Below are 12,147 nucleotides of genomic sequence, written 5' to 3'. Positions count from 1 at the left end.
GCGGGGGCGGTACCGTCCCCGGTCAGCGCGTCCAGCCCGCCCTCGTCCAGCACACCCCACGCCGTGTCACCCACGGCGGCGTCCGCCAGCGGGGACCACTCCACCCGCAGCAGACCCTCCCGGCTGGTGGCCGCCGCCGCGCGCAGCGCCTCCGGGGCGAGCGGGCGCAGCAGCAGTGACTCGACCTCGGCGACGGGGGCACCGGTGCCGTCGGCCACCGTCAGCGCGGCCTCCACCGTGTCGGTGCCCAGGCCCGTGAGGGCCAGGCGGACCCGCAGCACGGAGGCGCCCTCGGCGTGCACGCGCACGCCCGACCAGGCGAAGGGCAGCAGCGGCGGCCCGTCCTGGGTGACGACGCCCGGCAGCACCGGGTGGAGGGCGGCGTCCAGCAGCGCCGGGTGCAGGGCGAACGCCCCGGCGTCCCCGCGCAGTTCCTCCGGCAGCTCGACCTCGGCCCACACGTCGTCCGACGCGGTGCCGCGCCAGAGCCGGCGCAGGCCCCGGAAGCCGGGCCCGTAGGCGAAACCGAGTGCGGCGAGACGGTCGTAGGCGCCGTCGAGGCTCACCTCCGTCGCCTCCGCCGGGGGCCAGGAGGTCAGCCCCTCGGGCTGCTCGGAGTCCTCCTCCGGGGCGAGGGAGCCGCTCGCGTTGAGCACCCACTCGCCCTCCTGGGCGCGGGAGTAGATCTCCAGCGGGCGCTGCCCGCCGGAGTCGGCCTCGCCCACGGCGGCCTGGAGACGCACCGAGCCCTGGGCGGGCAGGACCAGGGGCGCGGCGAGGGTCAGCTCGGCCACCCGCGGGGTACCGGCCCGGTCCCCGGCGTGGACGGCCAGCTCCAGCAGCCCGGTCGCGGGCAGCAGCACGGTGTCCAGCACGGCGTGCCCGTCGAGCCACGCGTGGGTGGCGCGGGAGATCCGCCCGGTGAACAGGTGCCCGTCCCGGTCGGCCAGCGGCACGGCCGCCCCCAGCAGGGGGTGCCCGGCGGAGCTGAGGCCGAGACCGTCGGCGTCGCCGGGGGTCGCCGGGCCCTCCAGCCAGTAGCGCTCGTGCTGGAAGGCGTAGGTCGGCAGCGGCACCGGGCGGGCGCCGGGGAGGACGGCGGACCAGTCGGGCCGGGCGCCGCGCAGCCGGAGCTGCGCGAGGACGGCCGCCACCGTCTCGTCCTCGGGACGGCCCCGGCGCAGGACGGGGGCGACCACGCCGAGACCGTCGTCGAGGGCACCGCGCACCAGCGCGGTGAGCACGCCGTCCGGACCCAGCTCCACCCATTCGGTGACGCCCTCGTCCCGCAGCGCGCGCACGCCGTCGAGGAAGCGGACGGCCTCCCGGATGTGCCGGACCCAGTAGTCCGGTGAGGTGAGCCGGGCCGGATCGGCGAGGGCTCCGGTGACGTTGGAGACGACCGGCACACGCGGCATGTGGAACGTGAGGTCCGCGATCGCGGACCCGAACTGCTCCAGCACCTCGTCCATGTGGGGGGAGTGGAAGGCGTGGCTGACCGGCAGCCGCTTGGTCCGCGCCCCCCGGGCGCGCCACTCCTCGGCGATCTGCTCGACGACGGCCTCGTCGCCGGAGATCACCGTGGAGCGCGGCCCGTTGACGCCGGCGACGGCGACCGTGCCGTCCCGGCCCTCCAGGGTGGCCAGCACGTCGTCCTCGGCGGCCTCGATCGCGGCCATCGCCCCGCCCTCGCGGGCGGCCTGCATGAGCCGCCCGCGCGCCGACACCAGGGTGCAGGCGTCGGGCAGGTCGAGCACGCCCGCGACGTGCGCGGCGGTGACCTCGCCGATGGAGTGGCCCAGCAGGTAGTCCGGGGTGATGCCGTAGTGCTCCAGCAGCCGGTACAGGGCCGTCTCGACGGCGAACAGCGCGGCCTGCGTGAAGGACGTCTGGTCGATGAGCGCGGAGTCGGCCGAGCCGTCCGGGGAGAACAGCACCTCCTTGAGCGGCCGCTCCAGCCGGGGGTCGAGGTGGGCGCAGATCTCGTCGAGCGCCGCCGCGAACACCGGCTGGGAGACGTACAGCTCGCGGCCCATGCCGAGCCGCTGGCTGCCCTGCCCGGTGAACAGGAACGCCGTCTTGCCCGCCTTGCCGTCCTGCGCGGTCCCGCCGCGCACCACGTTCGGGGCCGACTCGCCGCGGGCCAGCGCCGCGAGGCCGGACAGCAGCTCGGCGGTGTCCCGGCCCAGGACGGCCGCGCCGTACGGGTGGACCGCCCGCTCGGTGGCCAGGGCCAGCGCGATCGCGTCCGGCCGGTACCCGGGGTGGTCGGTGGCGTACCGGTGCAGCCGGTCGGCCTGCGCCCGCAGCGCGGCCTCGCCGCGCGCGGAGACCAGCCAGGCGACGGATCCCGCCGGGGCGGCGGGCACCGGGGCCGGGGGCGCCGGGGTGGCGCGTTCGGCGGGCGGCGCCTCGATGATGACGTGCGCGTTGGTGCCGCTGATGCCGAACGAGGAGACCCCGGCCCGCCGGGGCCGGTCCGTCTCGGGCCACGCGCGCGCCTCGGTCAGCAGGGACAGGCCGCCCGCCTCCCAGTCCACGTGCGGGGAGGGCTCGTCCACGTGCAGGGTCCTCGGCAGCACGCCGTGCCGCATGGCCTCGATCATCTTGATGACGCCGCCGACCCCGGCCGCCGCCTGGCTGTGCCCGATGTTCGACTTGAGCGAACCCAGGTACAGCGGGCGGTCGGCGTCCCGGTCGGCGCCGTAGGTGGCCAGCAGCGCCTGCGCCTCGATGGGGTCGCCCAGCGTCGTGCCGGTGCCGTGCGCCTCGACCGCGTCCACGTCCTCCGGGGTGAGCCGGGCGCTGGCCAGGGCCTGCCGGATGACGCGTTCCTGGGACGGGCCGTTGGGCGCGGTGAGCCCGTTGGAGGCGCCGTCCTGGTTGACGGCCGTGCCGCGCACGACGGCCAGCACACGGTGACCGTTGCGGCGGGCGTCCGAGAGGCGCTCGACCAGCAGCAGGCCCACGCCCTCGGACCAGCCGGTGCCGTCCGCCGCCGCGGCGAAGGACTTGCACCGCCCGTCGGTGGACAGCCCGCGCTGCCGGGAGAACTCCACGAAGGTGCTCGGGCCCGACATGACGGTGACGCCGCCCGCCAGGGCGAGGTCGCACTCGCCGCCGCGCAGGGCGTTCGCGGCCAGGTGCAGGGCGACCAGCGACGAGGAGCACGCCGTGTCCACGGTCACCGACGGGCCCTCCAGCCCGTAGGTGTAGGACAGCCGCCCGGACAGGACGCTGGAGAGGTTCCCGGCGAGCAGGAAGCCCTCGAACTCCTCGGGGGTGGCCGTCAGCCGGGACGCGTAGTCGTCGTACATGGCGCCGGTGAAGACCCCGGTGCTGCTGCCGCGCACGGTCGCCGGGTCCAGGCCCGCGCTCTCGAACGTCTCCCAGGCCGTCTCCAGCAGGAGCCGCTGCTGCGGGTCGGTGGCGGTCGCCTCGCGGGGCGACATGCCGAAGAACTCCCGGTCGAACAGGTCGGCGTCGTGCAGGAACCCGCCGTGCCGGGTGTAGGACGTGCCGGTGTGCTCGGGGTCCGGGTCGAACAGGCGCTCCACGTCCCAGCCCCGGTTGGCGGGGAACTCGCTGACCGCGTCCACGCCGTCGGCGACGAGGTCCCACAGCTCCCCGGGCGAGCTGACCCCGCCGGGGAAGCGGCAGGCCATGCCGACGATGGCGATGGGCTCGTCCGCCGCCCCCCGGGAGCGGGGCTTGTCCCGCGCGGGCTTCCCCGCGGGCCGCACGTCGACGCGGCCGTACAGGTAGCGGGCGAGCGCGGCGGGCGAGGGGTGGTCGAAGATCGCCGTCGCGGGCAGCCGCAGGCCGGTCGTCGCGGTGAGCCGGTTGCGCAGGTCCACCCCGGCCATGGAGCTGAAGCCGATGGCGTTGAAGGCCCGGTCCGCGTCCACGGCGGACGCGTCGGCGTGCCCGAGCACGGCGGCGACGGCGGACCGGACGGTCTCCAGGACGGCGTCGGCGCGCTTGTCCTCGGCCAGCGCGGCGATCGACGCCGCCCAGGCGGAGCCGCCCTCCGCCGCGGCGGCGGCCCGCCCGGCCCGGCGCGGGCGCGGCGGGACGAGGCCCCGGTAGACGGCGGCCGGTTCGTCGGACGCGGCCCGCAACCGGGCCACGTCCAGGTTGACGGGCACGAGCAGCGCCGCGTCGCCGCCCAGCGCGGCGTCGAACAGGGCGAGGCCCTGCTCGGGGGTGAGCGGCGTCATCCCGGCGCGGGCCCAGCGGGCGAGGTCCTCCTCGCCGAGGCTGCCGCCCATGCCGTGGGTGGCGTCCCACAGGCCCCAGGCCAGCGACGTCGCGGGCAGGCCGTGGGCGCGGCGGTGCGCGGCGAGCGCGTCCAGCGCGGTGTTGGCCGCGGCGTAGTTCGCCTGCCCCGCCGTGCCGGTGATGCCGGAGACGGAGGAGAACAGGACGAACGCGGCCAGGCCGGCGTCCCGGGTCAGTTCGTGCAGGTGGTGGGCCGCGTCGGCCTTGGGCCGCAGCACCGTGTCGAGCTGGTCGGCGCTGAGCGCCTCCACGGTGCCGTCGGCCAGGACGCCGGCGGTGTGCACGACCCCGGTCAGCGGGTGGGCGTCCGGCACCCCGGCCAGGACGGCGGCGAGCGCGTCCCGGTCGGCGGCGTCGGCGGCGACGACGGCGGCGTCGGCCCCGGCCTCGGCCAGTTCCGCGACGAGCGCGGCAGCGCCGGGCGCGTCCGGGCCGCGCCGGGAGGTGAGCACCAGGTGGCGCACGCCGTGGGCGGTGGCGAGGTGGCGGGCGAACAGCGCGCCGAGACCGCCGGTGCCGCCGGTGACGAGGACGGTGCCGTCGGGGTCGAGGACCCGGCGCGCGGTCCCGGCCGCGTCGGCGGCACCGGCCGCCTCGGGCCCGGAGGCGTCCGCGGCGGGGGTCCGCGCGGCGGTGACGCGGGCCAGGCGCGGCACGTGCACCGCGCCGTCGCGCAGGGCGAGCTGGGGCTCGCCGGCCGCCAGCGCCGCGGCGAGCAGCGCGTCGTCGGCCTCCGCGTCCAGGTCGGCGAGCACGAGGCGGCCGGGGTGCTCCGACTGCACCGAGCGCACCAGGCCCCACACCGGGGCCGACGCCTGGTCCGGCACGTCCTCGCCGGGCAGCGCCGCGACGGCGCCGGAGGTGACGACCACCAGGCGCCCGTCCGCGAACCGCTCGTCGGCCAGCCACTCCTGGACGGTCCGCAGCACGGTGTGCACCGGGGGCCGCGCGCCGCCGGGGCGCACCCGCAGGACGAGGGTGTCCGTCCCGTCGGGCACACCGGCCAGGGTGGTGCCGTCCGTCTCGGCCCACTCCGGGCCGTCGGCGGTGTCGAACCCGCCGTCGGCCGGGGGCACGCCCGGCAGTACCGGCCACTCGACGCCGTACATCGGCAGCCCGCCGCCGTCGTCCGCGCCCGGCACCCGGTCCTTGGCGACGGGGCGCAGGGTGATCGAGGCGACGGAGGCGACCGGCGCACCGGTGGGGTCGGCCAGCTCGACGGAGAACGCGTCGGCCCCCGCGGGGGAGACCCGCACGCGCAGCGCGGCGGCCCCGGTCGCGTGCACGGTGATGCCCGTCCACGCGAAGGGCAGCTTGATGCGGCCGGAGTCCGCCGGGTCGGCGGCGGTCAGCACCAGCGGGTGCAGCACGGCGTCGAACAGCGCCGGGTGGACGCCGAACGCCTCGGCGCTCTCGGCGACCGCGTCGGGCAGGGCGACCTCCGCGAACAGCTCGTCACCGTCCCGCCACAGGGCGCGCAGGCCCTGGAAGGCCGGTCCGTAGTCGTAGCCGAGGTCCGCGAGCCGGGCGTAGCCGTCCGGCAGCGGCACCGGCTCCGCCCCGGCGGGCGGCCACGCCGTCGGCGCGGCGGGAAGCTGCGCGGTGGCCGGGCCGAGCACACCGGCGGCGTGCCGGGTCCAGCCGCCGTCCGCCGCTCCGTCGTCCCCGGTGTCCGGGCGGGCGTGGACGGTGAACGGGCGGCCCCCGGTGCCGTCCGGGCCGCCCACGGCCACCTGGACGCGGACGGCGCCGCGGCGCGGCAGCGGCTGCGGTGCCTCCAGCGTCAGCTCCTCCACCTGCGGCAGCGCCATCCGCTGCCCGGCCGCGACGGCCAGTTCCAGGAAGGCCGTGGCGGGCACCAGCGGGGTGCCGGTGATGGCGTGGTCGGCCAGCCACGGGTGCGTCTCCAGCGACAGCAGGCCGGTGAAGACGGCGTCGTCCCGCTCAGCCAGCCGCACCGACGTGCCCAGCAGCGGGTGTCCGGCCGGGTCCAGGCCGAGGCTGCGGGCGTCCGTGCGGGTCTGCGGCGCGAGCCAGAAGTGCTCGCGCTGGAACGGGTAGGTGGGCAGCCCGGCCAGCACGGCGGCCACCGCGTCCGGCTCGGCGGGGGTGAGGGAGGCGACGTCCAGCCGGGCCCCGGCCGCGTACGCCTGGGCCAGCGCGGCGGGCAGCGTCGCCGTCTCCGGCTCGTCGCGCCGCAGCAGCGGCACGGCGGTGATCCGCCCCGCGCGGTCGTCGTCGGCGAAGGCGTCCTGGGCGAGCGCGGTCAGCACCGCGTCGGGGCCGACCTCCACGAACACCGTGGCGCCCTGCGCGGCCAGCTCCCGGACGGCGTCCAGGAAGCGCACCGCCTCACGGATCTGGCGCACCCAGTACCCGGGGTCGGTCAGCTCGGCGGCGGTGGCGGTGCGCCCGGTGACGGTGGAGACGATCGGCAGCGCGGGCGGCTGGAAGTCCAGCCCCGCCGCGACCTCGCGGAACTCCTCCAGCACCTCGTCCATGTGGGGGGAGTGGAAGGCGTGGCTGACGGAGAGCCGGCGCGTCCTGCGGCCCCGCTCCCGCCAGTCGGCGGCGACGGCCTCCGCGACGTCCGCGTCGCCGGAGACGACGACGGACGAGGGCCCGTTCACGGCGGCGACGGAGACGGAGGGCCCGGCGTCCGCGAGCGAGGCGAGCACCTCCTCCTCGGTGGCCTGCACCGCGATCATGGCGCCGCCCTGGCGGGCCGCCTGCATGAGACGGCCGCGCGCCGCGACGAGCCGCGCCGCGTCGGGCAGCGACAGCACCCCGGCGACGTGCGCCGCCGCCAGCTCGCCGATCGAGTGACCGGCCAGCAGGTCGGGCGTCGTGCCGTGGTGCTCCAGCAGCCGGTACAGCGCCACCTCGACGGCGAACAGGGCGGGCTGGGTGTACGTCGTCTGGTGCAGGAGCGTCGCCTCGGCGCTGCCCTCGGCGGCGAACATGACGTCCTGGAGCGGCTGGTCCAGGTGCGGGTCCAGCGCGTCGAGCACCGTGTCGAGGGCGTCGGCGAACACCTGGTGCGTGCGGTACAGCTCGCGGCCCATGCCGATCCGCTGGGCGCCCTGGCCGGTGAAGAGGAAGGCGGTGCGCCCGGCGTCCGTGGCGTCCCCGGTGACCAGGGTGTGCGGGGCCGGGGCCCCGGCGCCGGAGGCCAGCGCGTCCAGACCGGCCAGCAGCGCGTCCCGGTCCGTGCCGAGGACGACGGCGCGGCGCTCGAAGGCGGTGCGGGAGGTGGCGAGCGCCCGTCCGACGGCCGCCGGGTCCAGCCCGGGGCGGGCGGCGGCGAAGTCGCGCAGCCCGGCGGCGCGGGCGCGCAGGGCGGCCTCGTCCCGGGCGGCCAGCACCCACGGCACGGGCAGCGCGGACGGCTCCCGGTCCGGCGCCTCACCGGCGGACGTCCCGGCGGGCTCCGCGGCGGTCTGCCCGGCGGGCTCGTCGCCCTGCTCCAGCACGACGTGCGCGTTGGTGCCGCTGATGCCGAAGGAGGACACCGCGGCCCGGCGCGCCCGGCCCGTCTCGGGCCAGGCCAGCTCGTCGGTGAGCAGCCGCACCGCGCCGCTGTCCCACGCCACGTGCGGGGAGGGCTCGTCCACGTGCAGGGTCCTCGGCAGCACGCCGTGCCGCATGGCCTGCACCATCTTGATGACGCCGCCGACGCCCGCGGCGGCCTGCGTGTGCCCGAGGTTGGACTTCAGCGAACCGAGGTGGACCGGCTCGTCCCCCTCGCGCTGCTGCCCGTAGGTGGCCAGCAGCGCCTCGGCCTCGATGGGGTCGCCGAGCTTGGTGCCGGTGCCGTGGGCCTCGACGGCGTCCACGTCGGCCGGGGTGAGCCGGGCGTCGGCCAGGGCGTCGCGGATCACGCGGCGCTGGGAGGGGCCGTTCGGCGCGGTCAGGCCGTTGGACGCGCCGTCCTGGTTGACGGCGGAGCCGCGCACGATCCCCAGCACCCGGTGACCGTTGCGGCGGGCGTCCGACAGCCGCTCGACCAGCAGCAGGCCCACGCCCTCCGACCAGCCGGTGCCGTCCGCACCGGCCGCGAAGGACTTGCAGCGCCCGTCGGGGGCCAGGCCGCGCTGCCGGGAGAACTCGGTGAACATGCCCGGCGAGGCCATCACCGTCGCGCCACCGGCCAGGGCCATCGTCGTCTCGCCCGACCGCAGCGAGCGGATCGCCTGGTGGAGGGCGACGAGCGAGGAGGAGCAGGCGGTGTCCACCGTGACGGCCGGGCCGATCAGCCCGAGCTGGTAGGCGATGCGCCCGGACATGACGCTGGCGGTGGAGCCGGTCAGCACGTTGCCCTGCACGCTCTCGGGCGCCTCGGACATGCGCGGCCCGTACTCCAGGGCCGTCGCCCCGACGAACACGCCGGTGCGGCTGCCGCGCAGCGCCTCCGGGTCGATGCCCGCCCGCTCGACGGCCTCCCAGGCCGTCTCCAGCAGCAGCCGCTGCTGCGGGTCCATGGCCAGCGCCTCGCGGGGGGCGATGCCGAAGAACGCGGCGTCGAACTCGCCCGCCTCGTGCAGGAACCCGCCGTGGCGCACGGCGCTGCGGCCGGGCCGGTCCGGGTCCGGGTCGTAGAGGTCGGCGGGCCAGCCGCGGTTGTCGGGGAACGGGCCGACGGCGTCACCGCCCTCGGCCACCAGCCGCCACAGCTCCTCGGGCGAGGACACCCCGCCGGGGTAGCGGCAGGCCATGCCGACGATGGCGATCGGCTCGGCGTCGGCGCCGGCCGCCGCGTGGCCGCCGTCGTCCGCGGCCGTGCCCAGCAGCTCCGCCGTCAGGAAGCGCACCAGCTCCTCGGGTGTGGGGTGGTCGAAGAGCAGGCCGCCGGGCAGGTCCAGACCCGTCGCCCGGACCAGCGCGCGGCGCAGCTCGGTCGTCATCATCGAGCTGAAGCCGAGCTTCAGGAACGGCGTCCGGGGCGCGACGCGGTCCTGCGGCCCGTACTCCAGGACGGCCGCGACGTGCCGGTGCACCAGGTCGGTGACGAACCGCTCCCGCTCGGCCTCCGGCAGCGCGGCCAGCTCCCGGCCCAGCGCCCCCCTCGGCGCGGACTCCGCCGCACCGGTGGCGTCCGCCGGGGCGTCCGCCGCCGGGGCGGGGCCGGAGGCGGACGCCGCGAGGTCGGGCGTCCCCGAGGTGTCCAGCCAGTAGTGCCGGCGCTGGAACGCGTAGCCGGGCAGCTCCGTGCGCCGCGCGCCGGTGCCCTCGTACAGGGCGGACCAGTCCACGTCGGCACCGGCGGCGAACGCCGTGGCCAGCGCGGTGACGGCCGTCTGCGCCTCGGGACGGCCCGCGCGCAGCAGCGGCGCGGCGGTCAGCTCGTCGAAGCCACCGGCCGCGGCGGACAGCACGGCGTCCGGTCCGAGTTCGAGGGTGGTGGTGACGCCGTGTTCGGTGAGGGTGGTGAGGGCGTGGTGGAAGCGGACGGGCTGGCGGATCTGGTCGGTCCAGTAGTCCGGGTCGGTGAGCTCGATGGTGGTGAGGGCTCCGGTGACGGTGGAGATGATGGGGATGGTGGGTGGGTGGTAGGTGAGGTGGGTGGCTGCCTGGTGGAAGGCGTCGAGCATGCCGTCCATGTGGGGGGAGTGGAAGGCGTGGCTGACGGTGAGTTGTTTGGTTTTGCGGCCCAGGGTGGTGAAGTGGTCGGCGATGGTGTGGGCTTGGTCGCTGTCGCCGGAGATGACGAGGGAGTTGGCGGCGTTGAGGGCGGCGAGGGTGACGTGGTCGGTGAGGTGGGGGGTGATTTCTTCTTCGGTGGCCTGGATGGCGATCATGGCGCCCCCCTGGGGGAGGGCTTGCATGAGCTGGGCGCGGGCGGTGACCAGTGTGGCGGCGTCGCGGAGGGTGAGGATGCCTGCGGCGTGGGCGGCGGCGAGTTCGCCGATGGAGTGTCCGGCGAGGTAGTCGGGGCGCAGTCCCCAGCTCTCCAGCAGGCGGTAGAGGGCGGTTTCGATGGCGAAGAGGGCGGGCTGGGTGTTCTCGGTGCGGTCGAGTCCTTCCCCGGTGGTGATGGCGTGTCGGACGCCGGGGTCGAGGAGGTCGAGGGCGGCGTTGTAGGCGTCGGCGAAGACGGGGTACGTCTCGGCCAGTTCCTGGCCCATCCCGATCCGCTGACTCCCCTGACCCGTGAACAGGTAGGCGAGGCGGCCCTCACCCACCTGCCCCCGGACGGCACCGGCCGACGGCAGGTCCGAGGCGAGCGCCCGGAGACCGTCCAGCAGGCCCGCCCGGTCGGCGGCCACCACGACACCCCGGGCGTCGAAGGTCGTGCGTGCCGTGCCCAGTGTCCAGCCGACGTCGGTGACCGACAGCTCCGGACGGGCCTCGGCGTAACGGTGCAGCCGCTCCGCCTGGGCCCGCAGCGCCGCGTCGTCCCGGCCCGTCACCACCCAGGGCAGCACGGCCGGCCGGGTGGCCGGTGCGTCCTCCTCCGCGACCGCCTCGCGCGGCACCTCGGAGACGACGACGTGGCAGTTCGTCCCGCCCATGCCGAACGAGCTGACGCCCGCGACGAGCGGCCGGTCCGGGCGCGGCCAGCCCCCGTGCTCGGCCTGCACGGCCAGACCCAGCGCGGTCAGGGGGATGCGCGGGTTGGGCGTCTCGAAGTTGAGGCTGGCCGGAAGCTCCCGGTGGGAGACGCTCAGCAGCGTCTTGATCAGGCCCGCGATGCCCGCGGCGCCCTCCAGGTGGCCGATGTTGGTCTTCACCGAGCCGACGCGCAGCGCGCTGCCCGCCTCCCGGTGGGCCCCGAGCGCCGCGCCGAGCGCCGCGGCCTCGATCGGGTCGCCCACCGGGGTGCCGGTGCCGTGCAGTTCGACGTACTGCACCTCGTCGGGCCGCACCCCGGCCCGCTCGTACGCCGCCCGCAGGACCTGCTCCTGGGCGGCCGGGCTCGGGACGGTGAGCCCGTCGGTCGCGCCGTCGTTGTTCACCGCGCTGCCCCGGATCACCCCGTGGACGCGGTCCCCGTCGGCCAGGGCGCGGCTGAGCGGCTTGAGCACGACGACGCCGCTGCCCTCACCCGGCACGAAGCCGTTCGCGCGGGCGTCGAAGGTGTAGGTGACGCCGTCGGCTGACAGGGCGCCGAACCGGTCCTCGGTCACCGCGTTCTCGCCGAGCAGGTTCAGGTTGACGCCCGCCGCGAGGGCGGCCTCCGACTCCCCCCGCCGCAGGCTCTCGCAGGCCAGGTGCACGGCGACGAGGGACGACGACTGGGCGGCGTCCACCGTGAGGCTGGGGCCGCGCAGCCCCAGGAAGTAGGAGACCCGGTTGGCGATGACGCCCCGGTTGACGCCCGTCATGGAGTGCTGGGTGATGGCCTGCGTGCCGCGCTGGTACATCAGGTTCGTGTAGTCGTCGCGCAGGGAGCCGACGAACACCGCCGTGCGGCTGCCGCGCAGGGAGCCCGGCACGATCCCGGCGTCCTCCAGTGCCTCCCAGGCCAGCTCCAGGACGATCCGCTGCTGCGGGTCCATGGCCGCGGCCTCGCGGGGTGAGATGCCGAAGAACCCGGCGTCGAACTCGCCGACCCGGTCCAGGAAGCCGCCGCGCAGCCCGGCGGGTCCCCGGCCCTCCGGTGCCTCCGCGATGCTGTCCGCGCCGCCGCTGAGCAGTTCCCAGAACGCGGCGGGGCCCGCGGCCCCCGGGAAGCGGCAGGACAGTCCGACGACGGCGATGGGATCGTCCTGCCGCGGGTGCGCGCCAGCTGTCACGGATTCGTGCCCAGACGTCTTCACGGTCGGCTGCCTCTCCATGGTTTTCAAGACCGGTTCGGTACTCAGAACCTTTTCCTGGCGAGAGTTTCGGTTGTCGCGGAAATCTGAGTCCGAAGGTACCGGCGGA

At 76.6% G+C, this 12,147-nt stretch carries 1 protein-coding gene; it reads right to left on the bottom strand.

Features of this window, described 5'->3' with window-relative positions; all coding sequences use genetic code 11:
- A partial coding sequence (locus tag V1J52_RS16475) for a type I polyketide synthase (protein ID WP_443075845.1) occupies positions 1–12,059 on the bottom strand: 12,059 nt, incomplete at its 3' end.
- Between the last annotated feature and the right edge of the window lie 88 nt (positions 12,060–12,147).

The sequence above is a fragment of the Streptomyces solitudinis genome (assembly GCF_036323765.1).
Classification (GTDB): Bacteria; Actinomycetota; Actinomycetes; order Streptomycetales; family Streptomycetaceae; genus Streptomyces.
The sequence above is the reverse complement of the archived record's forward strand: the minus strand, read 5'-3'. Positions and strand labels throughout refer to the sequence as shown.